The organism is Pediococcus sp. (assembly GCF_003533255.1).
GTDB lineage: Bacteria > Bacillota > Bacilli > Lactobacillales > Lactobacillaceae > Pediococcus > Pediococcus parvulus.
Window position 1 is genome coordinate 1 of sequence record NZ_DOEM01000016.1, and the last position, 21024, is coordinate 21024.

The window sequence follows — 21024 nt, forward strand, 5'->3', positions numbered from 1 at the left end:
CAACTTGACAGGGCCTAGTGCAAAAATCCCAGTCTCTTTCTGTTTCTGAACTTTAATAGTCGAAATCGAGGGAGAAGTCACAACACCTTTTTCCCACTCTTTTTAGAAATAATCTGCCAAAACAGGCTTTGGGGTGACAAATAATTGATCTAATTTAGCAAGTACCTGTGGACTAGCTTCAAATTGACCAAAGGCTTGTTGAGAGCTTAAGGTGCGATAACCAAAAGTAGCCTTGGTAAATTGTTGAATTGTCACTGTTGGCACATCAGCTTTTTTCTCAGAATCATGCTCAATTCCCGTTTTGCCATCAGTAGCCGAGATGGTCCAGCTCCCTTGGTTTTGCTGGATCACTTCATCTTCAATGTTAAAACTCAAGGGTTTAAAATCGGATTTTTCAAACGGATATACCGCCAAGAATGCCTGTAAGTTAACAATGCGGCCCATCATGTACGGATGCGTTTTAACTTCTAAAGCATACGGATCAGCTAGTAAGTCGCCTTGGTAATTTGGATTAGCATTTTCAAATGTGTATGTTTGATAGCCAGCCCCATGTTTGAATACAAAGCTCAGTAGTGACTGATAACTAGCGGGGGTAAGATGCACAAATTCCTGTACGTGGAACTCATCTGCCGAACGGGTATAAATGAGATAGCCAGTAACAGCTTGCTGGGCATCTTGATAGTATGCGACTTGCCATTCGGGATGCTTTTCGGTTAAATATTGCCACCACCAGTCAGCACGAATGAGACCCCCGTTCTGGCTGAGGGGTGACTCAAGATAAGCTCCTTTAATGACAGAAATTGCATTCTTTAAACTAGTCCGGCGCACATGACCAACTGGGCTGGGTTTTACCCTGGGAAGTTTGTCACCAGAAAGCCGATATAATTGATGATCAAAAACTTGTTCGTAGCCAAACTTACGATAGTAAGCAAACGAGAAAGGTGCTAAGTAGGAAAGGACCACATTATTTTTATACATATCATGAAGGGCGGCTTTCATTAAAGTCCCGGCAGCCCCTTTACCGGAATATTCAGGGACACTCATCACATCGGTAATCCCATTCATGAGAAGGGGATTACCGTGAAAATTCACTTTAAACGGCATGCTGAAGAGGCCACTAACCAGTTCATCATCTTCGAATATCCCATACGGAATTCCGTGGTCAAACCGTGTGGACCAGAATTTTTTGCGAAAGTCACTATCAGGTTTATTGAATGCGTAAAGATACAGATTATACAAGGCAGCCTTTGAAGAATTATCAAGCACAAATTGTGATTTCATCGTAACCTCCGTGGTTAATTAATACCTTAATTTTAGCATATTTGGCAGTGGTATAGACAGATCTACGGCTAAAACTAAAAATGAAATTTTAGCAGTTTTCAAACTGTCTTAAGTTAACTTTCAAAAGAATAAAGATTATTCAGCAAGCTTGCTTAAAACCGGGTACGTTTGCTATAATATAAAAAGTTGCTAAATAGTAATGATTACTTTTTAAAAAACGGGGAATTTATATTGAAACATAAGTGGCTATACGTGCTAGCAGTTCTCACTGGAATGTGTTTACTAGTTCTGGGGGGCTGCGCGCCAAGTAAAAACAAATCGAATAAACTTCATATTGTGACTTCCCTGAATTTTTATGGTGAGACGGCTAAGGCGGTTGTGGGCAAATACGGGACTGTGGACGAAATTATCAATGGACCTAATGTGGATCCGCATGATTTCGAGCCGACTACGAATACGGCTAAATCAGTGGCTAAAGCCGACGTCATTGTCTATAACGGTTTGGGCTATGACAGTTGGATGCAACGGTTGATTGAATCGGATTCCGAATCGGGAGCTACTAAAATTAATGTTGGTGGAACTGTGATGGGAAAGAAGTTAACAGATAATCCGCATGTGTGGTATAACCATCAAACCATGCCTAAGTTAGCCCAAAAATTAGCTAAAGTTTTTGCGAAAAAAGATCCGAAACATCGCAAACAATTCGAAAAAAATGCCGCTCGTTACATTAAGTCACTTAATAGAATTGACAAACAAATTGCCCAGCTTAAGAAGAATCGATTGAAGAGTCGAGTCGATGTGAGTGAACCAGTTTTCGACTATGCGTTGGCAAAACTGGGCTATAAAGTTAATAATTCTCATTTTGCGTTGGCGGTTGAAAATGGTTCTGATCCAACTACACAGGATATCCGCCAGATGCAAAACGATATTAAGAAACATAAGATTGCGTTTTTCGTTAATAATCCGCAAGCATCAGATCCAATTGTGAAAAACATGGTCAAACTGGCGTATAAGCATCATGTCCCGGTTTTAAACATTACCGAAACTCAGCCATCTGGCAAAACATATCTTGACTGGATGACTGAGCAATATGACCAAGTGGCCAAAATCCAAAAGAAGGAAAGATTGCAATGAGTGAGCCCGTTTTAAATATCAAAAACTTAACTGTGTCGTTTCCAGATCACTTAGTTTTGAATGATCTTTCTGCTCAATTGAATCAAGGAGATTTTTTGAGTGTTGTTGGTCAAAATGGAGTGGGCAAAACCACACTTGTGCGGGTGATTTTGCATGAACTGACACCACAACATGGCAAAATCGAGTATCGTCCCGTATTCAAACGGATGAAAATTGGTTATGTCCCTCAGTTTCGAAATATTGATGAGGAGTATCCATTATCTATTCGGGATTTTATTGGCCTGAATTTGCATGATAGTCATATGCCGTGGTTGTCCAAAAAAGAACGGCAAAAATTAGATAAAATCATTGAACAAACTAATTTGGAATCCATTCAAAATACACCTCTTGGTGAGGCTTCAGGTGGGGAAAAACAGAAAGCGTATTTGGCACAAGCCTTGATTAACAATCCGGATCTCCTTATCTTGGATGAGTCCACAGCTAGTTTGGACAATGTCCGTAAGTTTGAACTTTTGGATTTGGTGAAAGAATTTAACGAGCAACAAGGTGTGACGGTGTTGTTTATCACCCATGATATTGAGCTAGCACAGAAATACGCCCATGACTACTTGTTGATGCGTCATGGTAGTTATCTGAGTGGCCCAATTAGTGAGTTCAAAGAATCTGATTTAGAGGAGGCTGAACATGCTTAGTTTTGCATTTATGCGCCATGCCTACATAGCAGGAACCATGATTGCCGTGATCAGCGGTATCATTGGCGTGTATGTTATCGGCCGAAATATGTCGTTTCTGAGTCACATGTTGTCAGAAATTGGTTTTTCAGGTGCTTCATTTGGAATCTTTATGAGTTGGCCACCATTAAATGGTATGTTACTTTTTACAATTGTGAGTTCCGTCTTGATTGGCCAAATGAGTTCCAAGTCTTCTCGGCGTGAGGCCTCGATTAGTGCGATATCTAGTCTTTTCTTAGGATCGGGAATTTTATTCTTGTCTTTGGCAAATAAAAATGCCAGCGATGCAACCAGTATTCTGTTTGGAAGCATGATTGGGATTAGTCAATCGGAAGTGGACCAGATTTTGTGGTTGTCGATTGCCGTACTGGTGATTATATTTATCGTGTATCGAGACTTGCGGTTTGATTCATTTGATCACGTGGGTGCTCAAGTTAAAGGAGTGAATACGCAGGCAATCTCAATTATCTTTTTGGTAATTTTAGCGTTGAGTGTGAGTGTTGCCGCACAGATTGTGGGTTCACTACTGATTTTCGTGCTTTTAACGTTACCGGCTTCGAGTGCAAAGTATTTCACGAGGACAGTGAGTGGCATGATGGTGTTTTCAATTGGGGCTGCGTTGTTAGGCGTTTGGCTAGGCTTGTATTTAGGCTATGTTACCAATTGGCCAGTCAGTTTCTTCATCGCGATGATCGAGTGTGTGATCTACTTTGGTGCTTTGACTTGGAATCGAATTAAAAATGGATAAATAAAATTAAAAATTGATCGTAGCGAGTCTAAAAAAAATGGACTGGAGCGTAGTGGGCACAAATTCAAGCCAACTGTTGGCTTGAATATTGACCTTACTGTAAGTGCTAAAGCACCAACAGTAATTTCACTACTGAGTCCATTTTCATGACTCGCTACGATCAATTTTTTAGTTGAGTGATACTTTACGAAAAATATGAACACGATGCGATTACTCTAGAGAAAGAAATCAAAAAGATGATAAACCTTTTCCGTTTTTTGAGCAAAACACGAACTTTTATGCTATGATCGAAGGTAAAGTAACTTAATAAATAGAATGGAGTTGATAGCGGTGAGTGTCCGAAGAAGTGATCGTTTGATTGATATGACTAGATACTTTTTAGAGCGGCCCCACACGTTAGTAACACTTCGGTTTTTTGCCGAACGTTACGATTCTGCTAAATCTTCTATTAGCGAAGACATGGCAATTATTAAACGGACCTTTTCAAATCGGGGAACTGGAATTTTAGAAACAATCCCCGGTGCGGCAGGCGGGGCTTTGTTTATTCCAACAATTCAAAAAAATGAAGCAAAAACGATCATTGATGATTTAATTCAACAGCTTTCTACAGCTGATCGGATTTTACCAGGTGGCTATTTGTATATGTCTGACTTATTAAGCGATCCAGTGGTTTTGAAAAAAGTTGGTCGGTTAATCGCAAATGAATACGCACAGAAAAAAGTGGATGCCATTATGACCGTAGAAACGAAAGGAATTCCAATTGCCCAGAGTGTCGCGGATTATTTAGGTGTGCCCTTTATTATTGTACGCCATGATTCTAAAATTACAGAGGGTTCCACAATCAGTGTGAACTATGTTTCCGGATCTTCAGCTCAGATTAAGAAAATGGAACTCTCTAAACGGAGTTTGAAAGCCGGAACACGAGTTTTAGTTGTGGATGATTATATGAAAGGTGGCGGCACGCTCAAAGGGATGCAGGCGCTGATCACTGAATTTGAAGCTGAGTTAATTGGCACAACCGTTTTTGCCCAAGGTAATTTCAATGGACAACGGATGATCGATGACGTCACTTCATTGTTGAATGTGGATGCGAGTCGCGCCGAAATTCAAATTCAACCCGGTAATTATTTAGCAAAAGTTTTTGATTAAATCAAAAGAATTTTTATTAAAAAAGCAAGGAGAAATTCAAATGAGTGGTAAATACACAGTTATTCTAGCAGCCGGTCAAGGAACCCGGATGAAGTCGAAGTTATACAAGGTTTTACATCGCGTTTGTGGGAAATCAATGGTAGATCACGTGTTGACCCAAGTTGAAAAGACAAACATGGATCAGGTCGTCACAGTGGTTGGTCACGGTGCTGAACGGGTCGAAGATGAACTTGGCAAACGAACTGAATATGCCTATCAAGAACAACAATTAGGAACTGGTCATGCTGTTTTGCAGGCGGAATCTATTTTGGGCGATAAAGATGGGATGACCATGGTTGTCAGTGGTGACACGCCACTTTTTCGTGCTAGCACTTTTGAAGATTTGTTTGAATATCATAAAGAAAAAGGGGCTGCAGCGACCATTTTGACCGCTGATGCTGACAATCCATTTTCTTATGGTCGAATTGTGCGCAACAATGTGGGGGTTGTTTCTAAAATTGTGGAAGAAAAAGATGCCACTCGGGAAGAAGCTGCAATTCACGAAATCAATACTGGTGTTTACTGTTTTGACAACAAAAAGTTGTTTGCTGCGTTACATCAAGTGAAAAATAATAACGCACAAAGTGAATACTATTTGCCAGACGTTATTGAAATTATGAAGTCCCAAGGCGAAATTGTGGCCGCTTATGAGATGAAAGACTTTTCCGAATCCATGGGTGTGAATGATCGTAAGGCCTTGGCAAATGCCACTAAAATCATGCAAGAACGCATTAATGATCAGCATATGGCTAATGGGGTCACGTTAATTGATCCTGACAATACTTACATTGATGTGGATGTCAAAATTGGATCCGATACGATTGTAGAACCAGGCGTTTCGATATCTGGAAAAACGGTCATTGGTTCTGACTGTGTCATTGGTGCAAATTCCAAGATTGTATCTTCTAAGATTGGTGATCGTGTACATGTCACTTCTTCTACAATCGAAGAATCTATTATGCATGATGACAGCGATATTGGACCTAACAGTCATTTGCGTCCGGAAGCTGAAATTGGTGAAGGTGTGCACATTGGAAACTTCTGCGAAATTAAAAAAGCCAAACTGGGTGCTCGGACTAAAGTGGGTCATTTGACTTATGTCGGAAACGCCGTTTTGGGAACTGACATCAATATTGGTTGTGGCGTGGTCTTTGTGAATTATGATGGCATTAATAAACACACCTCGGTTATTGGTGACCATGCATTTATCGGGAGCAATTCAAATATTATTGCCCCAGTTAAAATGGCTGACTATTCGTATGTGGCTGCCGGTTCAACAATCACAGATGATTTGGCGGAGTATGACATGGGAATTGCGCGTTCTCGGCAAACGACAAAACCAGGATATTTCAAGAAGTTGCCGGTTTATGATGCAATAAAACAAGAAGAAGCAAAACAGGCTGAAAATAAGGATTAAAGGGACTGGTGTTAAGTTTCGAAGACAAGTTGAAGTATTTCTTGTTTGTGCGGGAAATACGCTTGCTTTTGGTGGCTCAAATGAATTATTATATATAGTGGTAATCAAACAGATTCTTAAAAATCGTTATTGGAGGATTTCATGTCTGGACAATATTCTGATCCAAAGCTGAAGATCTTTGCTTTGAATTCAAACAAGCCTTTAGCAGAAAAAATTGCTGAAGCAGTTGGTGTTAAGCTAGGTAAGACGTCTGTTGATCGTTTTAGCGATGGTGAAATTAGAATTAACATTGAAGAAAGTATTCGTGGGGATCAAGTGTACATTATTCAGTCCACTTCGGCACCTGTAAATGATAATTTGATGGAACTTCTTATTATGATCGATGCACTAAGACGAGCAAGTGCTCAAACTATTAATGTGGTTATTCCATATTATGGCTATGCACGTCAGGATCGTAAGGCGCGTTCACGTGAACCAATTACTGCTAAGTTAGTAGCAGATATGATTGAAAAAGCTGGTGCAACACGTATTATTGCGCTTGATTTGCATGCCGCTCAAATTCAAGGATTCTTTGACATTCCAATGGATCACTTGATGGGCGCACCATTGTTGGCTGACTACTTTATTGAACATCATTTGGATAAAGATTCCGTTGTGGTTTCACCAGATCATGGTGGTGTGACCAGAGCTCGTAAGTTGGCTGAGTTCTTGAAGGCTCCAATTGCGATCATTGACAAACGGCGGCCTCGTGCAAATGTTGCGGAAGTCATGAACATTATTGGTGAAGTGAAGGGCAAACGTTGTATCATGATTGATGACATGATCGATACTGCTGGAACCATCACCCTTGGCGCACAAGCCTTAATGGACGCTGGTGCAACTGAGGTTTACGCAAGTTGTACACATCCTGTTTTATCAGGTCCAGCTATTCAAAGAATTGCTAATTCACCAATCAAGCAATTGATTGTGACTGATTCGATTAATTTACCAGAAGAAAAGAAAATTTCAAAAATTACTCAAATCTCTGTTGGTCCATTAATTGGTGAAGCTATTCGTTTAATTCACGAAAACAAACCAGTTAGTCCATTATTCAACAACCGTTTCAGCAAAGAAGAAGCGGAAAGAGATTAAAAATACAATTAGACAGTAACTTTGTTTGGTTGAAATAAAGTTAACATTAAATCCGGAAAGAAATGAATCTAATTTCTTCCTGGATTTTTTTGCCTAAAATTTAAGGGATTTAAGCGAATTTTGAGCCCACAAGAGGAACACAATAATTGTATGATTTTGAATAACTAAAGAATAAAGATATAGCGGACAAATACCGACAAATGTATGCATTTAAAGCGGGTTTTCTTGATTATTCTATTGAAAATTCTTAATAGTAAATAATACAATGTAAGTGCTGTCAATATTACCGGTAAGATGTTAGAATGCAGATGGAGAATGATGATGTAAATGATGTTTGAAAGGAGAGCAAAATGACCAATAATAAAGTGAAACAAAATCGGAAATATGCTTTACTCGCGGGGACGCTACTGTTTTCAGCAGGAATTTTAGGGATGGGTGTGACACCCAATCAAGTAAATGCGGAGACAACTAATGTAGCAGTGTCTTCTAAAAATAATGTAAGTTCATCAAACGCGACACAAGTAAGTAAAAATGAAAAAAAATCAACTCGAGAAGCATCCCAAAATGCGTTTAATCAGACGACGGAGTATCAAGACATAAATGGGCGAAAGGATTGCTGATTCAATTAGCACAAGTCTTAAAACGGGAGACAATTACAGTTTTAGTGTGCCTAAAGAAATTAAGGGGTACCAAGTGAACTATGCTAAAAGTAGTTATACTTTAATCAACGAAGATGGCACGAATACTGGAAAGCTCACCGATTTTGCATCTGCCGCCGGAGTAGTTGGTGATCCAAGTAACTGGACGACTTCTGATTGGAAAAAAGTAATCGCTTTTCTGAATACAATAAAAGTGAATAGTGTTGGGGAAAATTATAGTATTACCATAACTTATAAGTATGATTCTGTAGTGCCTCAAGGAACGTTTAATCAAACAACTGAATATCAAGATACAACAGGCAAGGCAATTGCCAATGCAGATACTACAGAACTTAAAGCGGGTGAAAACTATAGCTTTGCCGCACCGAAAACTATTTCAGGTTATCAAGTGGAACTACACTAATAGTAGTTATACCTTGACTAACGAGGACGGTACACATACTGGTAGTTTGACTGATTTTGCATCTGCTGCAGGGGTAACCAAAGATCCAAGTGAGTGGACGGCATCTGATTGGCAAACAGTTTTAACGTATATTGATAAAACGACTGTATCTGAAAATGGGGTTGGTAAAGACTATAGTATCAAGTTGACTTATAAGTATGATGCTGTAAAACCAACCATTAATATTAAGCCACAGATTACGATTGAAAAGGGATCTAGTTTTAAACCGGAAAATCTTTTCAATTCGATTGTTTCTTCTACAGGCACAACTTTAAGTTATGCAGAAGCAATTGCAAACGGTAGCTTAGTTATCAAGGGCCCAAGCAATTTCGACACGAATATTGCTGGCAATCGTGGGACCTATACCTTCACTTATACTGATCCAGTTACAGGACTTTCCGTATCTGGAACAGGTGTGGTAGTTGTGAAGGCTGACAATGGTGGCAATCCAGGAACTCCAGGAAACCCCGGTGATAATGGTGGTTCAAATGGCAACGGAGGATCGAACTCTGGTCAAAATCAACCTAACAATCAAGGAAACGGTTCAGGTCAAACTAACAGTGGTAAGGTAGTTAATTCTAATCCTTCAGTAAATGGTCAATCTGCTTCTGGTTCGACGAAAAAGAGTTCAGTTTCGGCTAATAAAGAATTACCACAAACCAATGAAGCAAATACGGTTGCTGGTAGAAATGTTGGCATCATTGGATTACTCGCCATGGCTACTTTAGCTTTGTTCGGGGTCGTTCGAAAAAGAAAATTTTAAATTTAGTTTTGAAAATATTATGTATTCAAATGTTGATGATTGATGTTTGGATTTCATGAAACAGGTTACGCTCTTCTTGGGGTGTGACCTGTTTTTTGGTGGGTGGTTGATTTTGGATTAGGACAGCTCCTTACAGCAGTCTTATCAATATAATCATGCCTAACCGCGGGATAATGATCCCGCTACCGGCATCATTATATTGATAAGACAAAGCGCTGCAATCCGCTCACTATTTTAGGACAGCTCCACAAGGCAGACTCATAGCTATAAGCAAGATTCCTGCGGGATTGCGATCCCGCCTCCATCTCACTTATAACTATGAGTCTAGACGCCTTGTTCCGCTCACTTTTTCTTCACTCACTACACAAAAAAGTAGACTTTAAGTTCTTCTCAAAGCTTAAAGTCTACCTACGAGGAAAGGGTTTCGCGATTAACATCTTCAATATCAAATTTGTTAATAACTTTACACCTTCATTGTTCAATTGTTCTACCGTCGTGAACCTGACCTACCTGTGATCGTTGTTATCAAAATCTGCTAATTGTGATCAGCGTAAGTTTGAATCCCACGTGATACATACACAAAATACAGGCTAACGGTGATTAAAGACGGTTTTGGAAGAAATTAGTTTTACTATCCTAAATACCTCCGCAAACGTACTAGATACTTGTTACTTACTAACTACTGTAATTCTTTGAATAATCGGAACCTGTAAGTTATCTCTAACTTACGTTTACTCTTGTCATTGGCAACACCTGCTTAAACCGAAGTCTAATTACATATTAACCAAAATCTTTATCATATTTAGTTGCTTCGTTACCAGAAAACTACGCACCTATCAATCGCACATCTAGGCTTTTGAGCCAAGTACTAACTACTTTATCCGCTCACAATGTTCTTCAACATCAAAACCTTGGAAACCGATGCTCATAACTCAAGGTATCATTATCGTACTCTCCTGAGTTGCACATCAAAACTTTTGAGCTAACGTACATAATCAATCTGACTGTAAACTGCTCACATGTTTTTCAACAAGCAAAACCTTTACACGATGCCCATGATTGATAAGCCTTCACCACATAGTTCCAAGTTGCGCTTCTACGTTAGATCACCATCGGCAACTATTGACTGACCTAAAGCGCTTTGAGAAGTTTGAGTTAATCGGAAATCTTTCATTCCCTTTCCTCACTTATTATATTAGCACATCATGTAACCGCTTGCAACATTTAAAACAACTTTTTTTGAAAATTAAAAAGCCAGGGGAGTTAAAGATTAACACACCGGCTTTAGTGACAGTTTATTCAGTTAATTTACAAGAATTTTAATTCCTTTATAGATGCTGTAAATGAAAAATCCAATTGATACAATGGCAAATATGCCCAATAAAATCATGAGAAGCCAGCCAACCGAAGTGGGGTCATTTGAAATTGCTCCCTGAATGCCTGCAATGATTAAAATTGCAAATAGAAAAATAGCAGGGAACAGATGAACGAGTAGCGCATTGGCTGCATAATGACGAGTTTGTGGGCGATCACTAGTGAGGATCCAAACAATTAATGGAAACAAAACAGGCAAAAATAAAATGCTCAAATAGGAAAGGGAACTTAGTACTTTGTTTTCAGTTGTCATTAGAAATAACCTCCTAGTCATTTATGATAATTACATTGTACAGGACTTTTCATGTGAGGTATACAAATATGAATACTAGAATAAATTCACAAAAAAATAGTAGCACCTAAGCACTACTATATCCATTATTAAAGTTTAGCTTAATGTTGCAGGTCGACAATATCCAACACAATGCCACCATGGTGAAGCAACTTTTTCAGTGATGACACCGCGATTTTGAGCATCAATCATTTTACCGTTACCAACATAGATACCTACATGAGAGATGCTTCTCTTACTTCCTCCAAAGAAGACGAGATCGCCTTTCTTACGAGTGCTCGTTGAAGCCTTTTTGTATTTATTGTATTGTGACTGAGCTGTTCTTGGAAGGGTCTTATTGATGGCTTTCTTGTAAACGTACTTTGATAAGCCGGAACAGTCAAAATATTTAGGACCAACTGCTCCGTAAACGTAACGTTTTCCTAATTGTTTACGAGCTTGACTATAAATCTTGGCATAAGTTGCGGTACCAGGTTTGAGCTTCAAATAACCATGCCATACCCAGCCAGCTGCCTTGCCATTAGTACTGATGGCGTAATAGTATTGTGTTTTTACGCCGTTTCTAAGAATAATACGCGACTTCGTAACTCGGAAAGTAGTTCTTGGATAGTTTTTTAATTGATGAGCGGTTTTAAAACTAACATAAGGTAGTTTACCATTCAAATTGTAAAGAGAACCCTTAGCGCTGGTACGAACATAAGATTTGACCGTGACGTTTTTAGTAGAAACTACACGAAATGTTGTAGCCGCGTTTGCTTGAGTTGCATGAACGGCAGTGATTCCGATGAAAATGCTTAGAATTGCGAATATTCTTACTATGTATTTCATGTTAGACATTACCCCCGTGCGAATTGTATAACGTTCATGATACTTAATTTATGTTACAGGGAAGTAACTTAATAGTGTCAATGCAATTAAAGTGACCTCAATAAGTCAAAGACTTTTGTAATATTTGATAAAATTTTAAATTATGTTGCAAAAAAAATTCACCCTCAAAAAATAGGTGAATTCTTAATAATTGCAATTTTATGCTTAATTAGCACTGTCTAAAGGAATTTGTTGCGTACGTTTCTTCTTCAGCTCACGCAATTGGTTTTTTAAATCTTCAATGGCGTCTTCATGCTTTACCTTCCACTCTTTGTAGGTTGAACGAGTGTCTGTATCACCAATATCCAGTCCAGTTTCAAGCCAAAAAACAGCTTCAGTTAAACTGGCAAAGTTTTTCATCCACAGGGTGTGGCCATTGTCGGAATCGAAAGCAACATATGATTTGTAGTGCTTTGTCAGATAGGTGTGTTTCATGATCTTAAAAGCTTTGCGTTGTCTGGTCAGTTTGTAGTCGGGTAGAATAAAATGGCCTTGGCTTTTGAGCTCGGGAACATTATTATTTCGCTTTTGTTCTTTATAATCGGTTAAAAATTCTTTTGCGGTTGGTTCTGTGATTAACTTGACATCGACTTGGCTCATGGTCATTCCCCCTAAAAATATATTAGTTATATTTTACCATAACAACAAGAAAGATACGCTATGTAAACGAGCGTTTTGTCCGATTTTAAAGGATAGTTAAATTTTATTACCGGTTTTTAATAGTTCAAGATTGTTTATTTTGAAAAATTAATCTATAATTTTTGTTAGATAGAAAGTATTCATTATTCGTAATGTAACGGGAGATGGAAATATGAGAAAATATTTAGCTGAGCTCATTGGCAATGTTGTTAAATCATCGATTAGGAATCAAGGATTTTGTGGGCTATGTGATTTCGCAGTTTGTTGGCGCAATTTTGGCATCTGCAATTGTGTTTGATTTAGTTCATGAATTAGGATTGTCGACAAAGAATTTGGGACAAACGGACTTTCCGAATATTTCGGTGGGTGGTGCGTTTATTACGGAAACGTTGGTAACATTCCTGTTTGTGTTGGTTATTGTGTTGGTCACAAGTAAAAAGTGGGGCAATGCAAACTTTGCGGGATTGATTATTGGAATTACATTGGCGTTGATGATTATAGTGGCGTTGAATTTGACGGGAGGATCATTGAACCCGGCACGAAGTTTTGGTCCGGCGTTGTTTGAGGGTGGTTCAGCGATGACTCATTACTGGTTGTATTTGGTGGCACCATTGGTAGGAGCGGTGTTGGCTGCTGGTGTGGGTAATTATTTGGGCAGTGAAGAGTAAAGTGCGCGAGACAAGTCGGTAAAAGGCAGATTATAAGCATGATGTATGCGGGATCGCAATCCCGCGGGAATCATGCTTATAATCTGCCTTTTGACTTGTCGAGCGGTCCTAGAGCTCAGCGGAAAAAAGCAGGGAAAGGGCGGCGATGTATGCGGGGAGCAACCCCGCAGTGATCGTGCTTATACTTTGCTATTTGTTTTGTCGAGCGGTCCTAGAGTCCAGCGGAAAAAAGCAGGGCAAGGGCGGCGATGTATGCGGGGAGCAACCCCGCAGTGATCGTGCTTATACTTTGCTATTTGTTTTGTCGAGCGGTCCTAGAGTTCAGCGGAAAAAAGTAGGGCAAGGGCGGCGATGTATGCGGGATCGCAATCCCGCGGGAATCATGCTTATAATCTGCCTTTTGACTTGTCGAGCGGTCCTAGAGCTCACTAAACGGGCACGCTTTCATGCTATAATATGGATGGCAAGTAAGTTTCAACTAAACTAGGGCAAAGTTAGGAGACACACAGATGGCAGACAGAATTTTAGTGACCACGACTGAAAATGTTCCGGGTCAACGTTATGAAATTATTGGTGAAGTTTTTGGATTGACGACTCAGTCAAAAAATGTAATTAAAAATATCGGTGCCGGATTGAAGAACATTGTTGGTGGTGAGATTAAGTCTTATTCAGAATTGTTGTCTGAAGCACGGGATACTGCCATTTCGCGGTTGAGAAATAATGCAGAAGAAATGGGTGCCGACGCAGTGGTTATGATGCGGTTTGATTCAGATTCAATTGGTCAAGACATGGAAACAGTTGCTGCTTATGGGACAGCTGTTAAATTTGTAAATTAGAATAATCAAAAAAGCCAGTGCCCTTTTCATTTTGTGAAAGGTTACTGGTCTTTTAGTTACGATTTCTTTTTTCGATGTGATTTCTTTTTGCTTTTAGAAACTTCTTTTTGCAGTTGCGAAACCTGATCGGATAAGTCATCAATTTTTTGCAGAAGCAGCGTCAAATCAGTGTTTTCCATATTGGAATTGTTTGAGGTGAAGAAGCCGGTGATTGTACTGGTTAACAAACCAATAAAACCGATACCACCAAGCATCAGGATGGAGGCAATGATTTTTCCGATTGCCGTATGTGGGAAAACATCGCCATAGCCAACGGTGGTTGCAGTTGTGATGGCCCACCACAGTGCGTTAGCAAGCGAAATTTTTTCAACGATTGAATAAAGCAATGCGCTTAAAACTAGGATAACCACACTGACATATAGTAGATAAACGAAGCCAGTGGCATAAAAAAAACGATGTACTGTCTTTGTAAATCTACCGTCTAGCCCTAACCGCCAAAACAGGTGGTAGTAGCGAATAATTCGGATGACCTGTTCAATTCGAAAGATGGCAAAGATTGGGTGCAGTGGCACTAATCCAAGCATGTCAAACGAGTTATCAATCAGGAATCCCTTTTTGTTTTTAGAAAAAGAAAAGCGAACTAAATAATCGATCCAGAAAATACCCAAAACACTGTTCATAAAAATGCCTAGCGTCCCAGATAAAAGATTGACGTGTGTAAAAAAGGTTGAAAATGCAATTCCACTAGAAAATAAGGCCAAACCGCCAATAATAACTTGGTAGATAAGGAGCCATTTTTGTAGTTTTCGAGTCATTATATGCCACCTGTGATTGTACATGTTAAACTTATTTTAACTCTTTAAATGACAGTGTAAACTCCTGAATTTCAATCGCAAGAAATTTTTTAAGATTGAAATCGTAATAGAGTGTAGCAACTGACTGTGAAATCAACTAGAATCAGGGATATAAAGCCAACCAGTTCAAGGAGGAAAAAACACTTGAAAAAAATATTAGCATTACATACGGGAGGCACAATTTCGATGTCTGCCAATGATTTAGGCGAGGTTTCAACAAATAAAGAAAATCCACTCCTAGATAGCCGGTTTATTGATGACAATATCGAATTAACTAATGAATCAGTTTTAAATAAACCGTCGGAGCACATTACCCCAGCTGATATGTTGAAAATTCAAAAGCGCGTACAAAAAGCCGAATCAGAAGGTTATGACGGAATTGTCATCACGCATGGAACGGATACTTTGGAAGAAACAGCCTATTTCTTAGATTTGACGCTCCCAAATCACTTGCCCATTGTTTTAACGGGGGCAATGCGATCTTCAAACGAAATTGGTTCAGATGGCGTTTATAATTTTCAAAGTGCAATTTTGACTGCTGCCGCTGATGAATCAACGGATAAAGGGGTTTTAGTGGTGATGAATGATGAAATTCACACTGCTCGTTATGTGACCAAAACCCATACGACTAACGTGGATACGTTTCGGACACCAACATTCGGCCCCATTGGTCTAGTTGGAAAACGCGGAATCCATTATTTTCAAGAATTAATTCAACAAACGGTCGTACCGATTGACCATTTGGTAAGTAATGTCTATTTGTTGAAAGCTTATGCAGGGATGCCAGCTAGTTTGATTGAATGTTTAGATCAGAAATCAACAAAGGGGCTCGTCATTGAAGGCCTGGGTGCTGGAAATATGCCACTAGAAACGGTTGCAGCTATCAAAAAACTTTTAGATGATCAAATTCCAGTTGTCATGGTTTCACGTTGCTATAATGGTGTTGCTGAACCAATTTATGATTATCCAGGTGGCGGAATTGATTTGGAACGAATGGGTGTAACATTTTGTCAGGGACTCAATGGCCCCAAAGCAAGAATTAAATTATTGATAGGTATTAGCGCCGGTTTAACGGGACAGACATTGCGTGATTATATTAGTAATGCTGTATCGTAAAATTAAAATTTTGTGAGAAAATTAAAAATGCGCTATACTATGGCTATCTGAAAATAAAGGATGGGATAAAATGGCAGATGCTACAAAATTAAGAAATGATTTTTATGATGCAATAAATGGGGAATGGATCGAAACTGCTGAAATTCCAAGTGACCACTCATCTACTGGTGGATTCATGGACTTAGTTGATGATGTAGATAAAAAATTAATGACAGATTTCGCCGATATGAAATCAGGAAAATTGGCTAACAATGATCCTTTAATTAAAGAGTTTTTGAAGTTTTATGATGTCGCTGCTAACTTTGAAAAACGTGATCAAGATGGCGCGGCACCTTTAAAGCCTTATCTTGAAAAAGTAGAAGCAATTTCTAGTTTTGCTGATGTGAACAAACAATTTAAAGACTGGACTTTAAACGGATTTCCAGTGCCCTTTGATATTGGGGTAGAACCTGATTTAAAGAGCCAGGGTAAAACTAAGTTAAACGTGTTATGGGCTGAAGGTGGAAGTTTAATTTTACCTGACAAAACCTACTATGAAAAAGACAATCAAGCAGGACCACAGTTGTTAGCAGTCTTTACACAAATGGCTGAGAAATTATTGACAATGATTGGTAAGTCTGCAGATGAAGCCAAACAAATTGTGGCGGATGCAAAGAAGTTTGATGCTTCAATGGCACCATTTAAAAAGAATTCAGAAGAAATGAGTGACGTTGCCAAGCTGTATAATCCCATTGATTTTGCAGAATTCAACAAAGAATTGGGTGAGTTTAAAATTGCTGATGGGATCACTGAATTACTTGGTGACACACCAAAACAAGTGATTGTTACGGAGCCAAAATTCTTTGAAAACTTCACCAAGATTGTAAATGAAGAAACGTTCCCAGCCTTCAAAAATTGGTTAATTGTGAATACTGTGGGCCAATTAGCTAGTTATCTTGGAGAAGAATTCCGCCAGGTAAGTGGTACGTATCATCGGGCATTATCCGGCCAAAAAGAAGCCATGAAGCAACAAAAGAGTGCATTTTATTTAGCTCGCCGTACCTTTAGTCAGGTTGTGGGTGATTACTATGGTAAAAAGTACTTTGGTGAAAAGGCTAAACAAGATGTTCACGATATGGTTGTGGCGATGACAGGTGTTTATAAGGACCGTCTGCAAAATAATACTTGGCTCAGCAAGGCAACCCGTGAAAAAGCGGTTGTGAAGTTGAGTGCAATGGATATTCATGTCGGCTATCCTGATAAAATGGAACCTGTTTATACACGTTTACACACAACTTCGGTTGAGGATGGCGGTACGTTATTAGGTAACGCACAGGCATTTGCAAAGATCTTCACTGAAGACCAGTTAAGCAAGTTTAACAAACCAGTTGATAAAGAAAAATGGGAAATGAGTGCTGATACGGTTAATGCTTATTATTCTCCAGAAGGCAACTTGATCTGTTTCCCAGCGGCAATTTTGCAGGCGCCATTCTATAGTTTGAAACAGAGCGCAAGTGAAAACTACGGCGGAATTGGTGCGGTTATGGCTCATGAAATCTCTCATGCGTTTGATCCAAACGGTGCGTTGTTTGATGAAAATGGAAGTTTGCATAACTGGTGGACGGAAACTGATATGAAAGAATTTAAGAAACATTCACAAGCGATGATTGAAGAGTTTGATGGGCTTCCATTTGCTGGTGGTAAGGTGAATGGTAAGTTGGTAGTGACTGAAAATGTGGCTGATGATGGTGGATTGAGTTGTGCGCTGGAGGCGGCAAAACATACTGAGAATCCAGATTTGGAAGCATTCTTTGTGAACTGGGCGCGCGTATGGCGGAGTAAGGCAACAAAGGAATATGAACAGTTGTTGTTGTCGATTGATGTGCATGCACCGGCGAAGTTGCGGGCCAATGTGCAGGTAAAGAATTTTGACGAATTTTACCAGACGTTTAATGTGCAGCCAGGAGATGGCATGTACTTGGATCCGGAGAAACGGGTGCAAATCTGGTAAAGAGTGTGAAGGAGGGCGAGTTCTTGCGGCTGTTTTTGCCACAAGAATCGACAACGACCGGAGAATAGGAGATTTTCGGAACGAAAATCAACTGTAAAACGGAGTAGTGCGGAGTCGCAATCCTGCGGGAACCCCGCTTAAATATTAAAGACTGACTTGCGGGGTTGTCCTAAAAAATGAACAAATCAAAAAAGCCAATCAACATGAGAATTTCGGTTTCTCATTGTTGGTTGGCTTTTTAAGTATGGAAATTTTACTTAGTGATGTAAATATATAAATGGGTAGTTGAATAGCCAACTTGGAACTTCACGCCATTCGATTTAATGACATGAGTTGTTGTAGAGGTGCTGGTACTGTTTCTAGCGTCTTTTTGAACTTTCTTGAACTGTTTCATAACTGATTTTGGTTTGGCACCAACTTCGGAGGTTAACAAAGCAAAGACCGTTCCAAAATCTTTTTGACCACTCTTTTGTTTCATGGCTTTAACTGGAACAATCAAAGTGATGCCCATTAGATTTTTATTTTGATGATTTACACGAACTGTATAGTTTTTCTGGGTTATTACATTTCGGACGCCATTGTTTAAACTGGTTGGCAATAATTTATCTTTATTCTTCTTTTTAGAAGCAGCCATTGCTGTTTGGACTTCTTTGGCCTCTTTTTGAAGTGCGAGCATTTCTTTTTGTTGTGCTTGAAGTTTGGCAAGGGCTTTTTTCTGTTGGCTGGCGGGTAATTTAGCAATTTCGGCTTTAGCCTTTGCCGCAGAAGTTGTTTTTGTTGAAATCGCTTTTGCTTTCTTTTCAGCGGTAGCTAATTCCTGAGCCTTTTTCTGGGTGGATTTGGATAAAGACATGCCAATCACAGCCTGGTTATATTTTGTTGCGATTGATTTGTAATTTGCTAAAGCTTTAGTTTTCTTGATGGTGACGTTTTTGGTGAGAACATCAGACCCTTTTTGTGATGTAACTGTTACTTTCTGCGTTTTTGTAGTTGCAGGAATTTCAATCACATAAGCACCATCTGTATTCTTAACAGATTTTTTTGTTTGTCCCTTTACCCGATAACTGATTTTGGCATCTTTATTAGTTTTGCCTTTAATCACCGCAACCATGCCACTTGGTGTTTTGGTTGAGGAGCCAACAGTTAATTTTTGATTGCCACAACCTGCAAGTGCAAAGATAGCAACAAGGCCGACAATCCCCGATAAAAACTTTTGCATAATTTAATAACCACCTTTAATGTTTACATCTCGTGTGTTTTGATGTGACACACTGTCATAAATATGAATTATACACCCTTATGAAAAGAAATACGAGGGTAAGTTAGGTGATAAGTATTTCAGGTAAAACTGTGGAAAGCTATTTTTTGAAAAATAATGTTTTTACACAATTCTAAAGTTTGTGTTTTACTTTGAATCGATTTTATTGTATGATATATATTGTTGTTTCGGAATCAAAACACGAACGAAATTGGTTTCTGATTTTGAATCAGTAATGCTAAAGGAGAAAGCAATCATGGGAGAAAAGATTAATAGTTATTTTCAGATTGATCAGTTACATACAACAGTAAAACGTGAAATTCTGGCAGGTTTCACTACTTTCATTTCTATGGCATATATCTTATTTGTGAATCCTAGTGTCTTAGGAGCTTCAGGAATGGATAAAGGGGCTGTGTTTACAGCAACAGCTTTAGCGAGTGCCTTGGGCTGTTTCTTGATGGGGGTGCTTGCTAAATATCCAATTGCAACCGCACCGGCATTAGGAATTAACGCGTTCTTTGCCTATTCCGTTTGTATTGGAATGAAGATTCCTTGGCAAACAGCTTTAGCTGGCGTGTTTGTGGCTTCTTTAATTTTTATCGTGATTACAATTTTTAAATTACGTGAAATGATCATTAATGCAATTCCAGCGGATTTGAAATATGCAATTTCTAGTGGGATTGGTTTATTCATTGCCTTTATAGGTTTGCATGATGGGGGCTTAATTGTAGCTAATAAATCGACAGTGGTTGGGTTAGGATCACTTGAGGTGGCGACAACTTGGTTAACAATTTTCGGATTAGTTTTGACGGCGATTTTAATGGTTCGTCGCGTTCCTGGTGGTATTTTTATTGGAATGGCAGCAACAGCCATTCTGGGATTGATCACAGGTTTGATTAAGGCACCAACACAATGGGTATCGGCGGCTCCAAGTTTGAAGCCAACTTTCATGGTTGGAGTTCAGCATATTGGTGATATCAATACTGTCCAGTTATGGGTAGTTGTTTTAACGTTCTTGCTAGTTACTTTCTTCGATACAGCAGGTACATTGGTGGGATTGGCACAACAAGCGGGTTTTATGAAGGATAACAAGATGCCGCGAGTAGGTAGGGCATTGATGTCAGATTCAACGGCAATGTTGGCAGGTTCTGTTTTGGGAACTTCTCCAGTGGGTGCTTATGTTGAATCGTCGGCCGGAATTGCGGTTGGTGGTCGTTCTGGATTAACTGCGGTGACAACGGGTGTGTTATTTATATTAGGTTTGTTCTTCTCACCACTTTTGGCGGTGGTTACGAATCAAGTGACGGCGCCGGCGCTAATTATTGTGGGAGTATTGATGGCGCAATCGATGAAACATGTGTCATGGGAAAAGATGGAAGTTGCGATTCCTGCGTTTTTAATTTTGATTGGAATGCCATTGACGTATAGTGTTTCAGATGGTATTGCGCTTGGATTTATTACGTACCCAATTACAATGATTGCGGCAAAACGAGGTAAAGAAGTGCATCCAATTATGTACGGATTGTTCTTCGTGTTTATCTTCTTTATGTATATACTGAATAAGGGATAGAGAAGAGTGCGCGAGGCAAAACGATAAAAGGCAGATTATAAGTACGATGGAGGCGGGATCGCAATC

At 39.3% G+C, this 21024-nt stretch carries 19 protein-coding genes and 1 pseudogene; 14 read left to right on the top strand and 6 right to left on the bottom strand.

The genetic code is table 11. The features are described from left to right. Positions 1-102: 102 nt before the first annotated feature. Positions 103-1281 (bottom strand): GNAT family N-acetyltransferase, encoded by a 1179-nt coding sequence (locus tag DD627_RS04200; protein WP_057784915.1) that lies wholly within the window; start codon positions 1279-1281, stop codon positions 103-105. Between the two features lie 273 nt (positions 1282-1554). On the opposite strand from DD627_RS04200, the gene DD627_RS04205 reads away from it, so the two are divergent. The 9 genes from DD627_RS04205 (at position 1555) to DD627_RS04245 (ending at position 9494) form a co-directional block, all read left to right on the top strand. Further along, positions 1555-2415 carry a metal ABC transporter solute-binding protein, Zn/Mn family gene (locus tag DD627_RS04205; protein ID WP_186806978.1) on the top strand — a complete coding sequence of 287 codons (861 nt, stop codon included), beginning with the start codon at positions 1555-1557 and terminating at the stop codon, positions 2413-2415. Next, the gene (locus DD627_RS04210) at positions 2412-3107 is read left to right on the top strand and encodes a metal ABC transporter ATP-binding protein (protein WP_057784914.1); all 696 of its coding nucleotides are present in this window, start codon (positions 2412-2414) and stop codon (positions 3105-3107) included. Before DD627_RS04205 ends, DD627_RS04210 begins: the two co-directional genes overlap by 4 nt. Further along, a complete protein-coding gene (locus tag DD627_RS04215) occupies positions 3100-3894 on the top strand; it encodes a metal ABC transporter permease (RefSeq protein ID WP_068807074.1) in 795 nt (264 codons plus the stop codon). The genes DD627_RS04210 and DD627_RS04215 overlap by 8 nt, the downstream gene beginning before the upstream one ends. Before the next feature lie 330 nt (positions 3895-4224). Further along, the gene (gene purR / locus DD627_RS04220; RefSeq protein WP_147206791.1) at positions 4225-5043 is read left to right on the top strand and encodes a pur operon repressor; all 819 of its coding nucleotides are present in this window, start codon (positions 4225-4227) and stop codon (positions 5041-5043) included. A 40-nt stretch (positions 5044-5083) separates the two neighbouring features. Next, the gene (gene glmU / locus DD627_RS04225; RefSeq protein WP_260275122.1) at positions 5084-6499 is read left to right on the top strand and encodes a bifunctional UDP-N-acetylglucosamine diphosphorylase/glucosamine-1-phosphate N-acetyltransferase GlmU; all 1416 of its coding nucleotides are present in this window, start codon (positions 5084-5086) and stop codon (positions 6497-6499) included. Positions 6500-6640: 141 nt separating this feature from the next. Then, positions 6641-7630, top strand: a complete 990-nt coding sequence (locus DD627_RS04230; RefSeq protein ID WP_057784910.1) for a ribose-phosphate diphosphokinase — start codon at positions 6641-6643, stop codon at positions 7628-7630. Between the two features lie 350 nt (positions 7631-7980). Continuing rightward, complete coding sequence (locus tag DD627_RS04235; RefSeq protein WP_260275123.1) at positions 7981-8250, top strand: hypothetical protein; 270 nt, start codon at positions 7981-7983, stop codon at positions 8248-8250. Continuing rightward, positions 8231-8692 (top strand): MucBP domain-containing protein, encoded by a 462-nt coding sequence (locus tag DD627_RS04240; protein ID WP_260275124.1) that lies wholly within the window; start codon positions 8231-8233, stop codon positions 8690-8692. Before DD627_RS04235 ends, DD627_RS04240 begins: the two co-directional genes overlap by 20 nt. A gap of 13 nt (positions 8693-8705) precedes the next feature. Beyond that, on the top strand, positions 8706-9494 hold the full coding sequence (locus tag DD627_RS04245; protein ID WP_260275125.1) for a hypothetical protein: 789 nt from the start codon (positions 8706-8708) through the stop codon (positions 9492-9494). A gap of 1303 nt (positions 9495-10797) precedes the next feature. On the opposite strand, the gene DD627_RS04250 is transcribed toward DD627_RS04245, so the two are convergent. The 3 genes from DD627_RS04250 to DD627_RS04260 form a co-directional block, all read right to left on the bottom strand. After that, positions 10798-11121, bottom strand: a complete 324-nt coding sequence (locus DD627_RS04250) for a magnetosome magnetite crystal formation protein family (RefSeq protein ID WP_068807063.1) — start codon at positions 11119-11121, stop codon at positions 10798-10800. A 135-nt stretch (positions 11122-11256) separates the two neighbouring features. Further along, positions 11257-11988: a C40 family peptidase gene (locus DD627_RS04255; protein ID WP_068807060.1), complete on the bottom strand. Its 732-nt coding sequence runs from the start codon at positions 11986-11988 to the stop codon at positions 11257-11259. A 204-nt stretch (positions 11989-12192) separates the two neighbouring features. Next, a complete protein-coding gene (locus tag DD627_RS04260) occupies positions 12193-12627 on the bottom strand; it encodes a hypothetical protein (protein ID WP_057785050.1) in 435 nt (144 codons plus the stop codon). A gap of 233 nt (positions 12628-12860) precedes the next feature. On the opposite strand from DD627_RS04260, the pseudogene DD627_RS04265 reads away from it, so the two are divergent. After that, a pseudogene (locus DD627_RS04265) lies at positions 12861-13334 on the top strand (MIP/aquaporin family protein); the annotation flags it as partial. A gap of 509 nt (positions 13335-13843) precedes the next feature. Continuing rightward, entirely contained in the window at positions 13844-14170 is a 327-nt protein-coding gene (locus DD627_RS04270; protein ID WP_057784743.1) for a heavy metal-binding domain-containing protein, read from the top strand. Between the two features lie 56 nt (positions 14171-14226). Here DD627_RS04270 and DD627_RS04275 read toward each other — a convergent pair whose 3' ends face one another. Then, positions 14227-14985 carry a potassium channel family protein gene (locus DD627_RS04275; protein WP_260275126.1) on the bottom strand — a complete coding sequence of 253 codons (759 nt, stop codon included), beginning with the start codon at positions 14983-14985 and terminating at the stop codon, positions 14227-14229. Positions 14986-15168: 183 nt separating this feature from the next. On the opposite strand from DD627_RS04275, the gene DD627_RS04280 reads away from it, so the two are divergent. Then, entirely contained in the window at positions 15169-16140 is a 972-nt protein-coding gene (locus DD627_RS04280; protein ID WP_057784745.1) for an asparaginase, read from the top strand. A 70-nt stretch (positions 16141-16210) separates the two neighbouring features. Next, positions 16211-18130 carry a M13 family metallopeptidase gene (locus DD627_RS04285; protein ID WP_260275127.1) on the top strand — a complete coding sequence of 640 codons (1920 nt, stop codon included), beginning with the start codon at positions 16211-16213 and terminating at the stop codon, positions 18128-18130. 253 nt (positions 18131-18383) lie between these two features. On the opposite strand, the gene DD627_RS04290 is transcribed toward DD627_RS04285, so the two are convergent. After that, positions 18384-19349, bottom strand: coding sequence for a hypothetical protein (locus tag DD627_RS04290; protein WP_260275128.1), 966 nt, complete (start codon positions 19347-19349; stop codon positions 18384-18386). A 295-nt stretch (positions 19350-19644) separates the two neighbouring features. Between DD627_RS04290 and DD627_RS04295 the strand changes: the two genes are divergently transcribed. Next, positions 19645-20958 carry an NCS2 family permease gene (locus DD627_RS04295; protein WP_260275129.1) on the top strand — a complete coding sequence of 438 codons (1314 nt, stop codon included), beginning with the start codon at positions 19645-19647 and terminating at the stop codon, positions 20956-20958. Positions 20959-21024 lie beyond the last annotated feature (66 nt).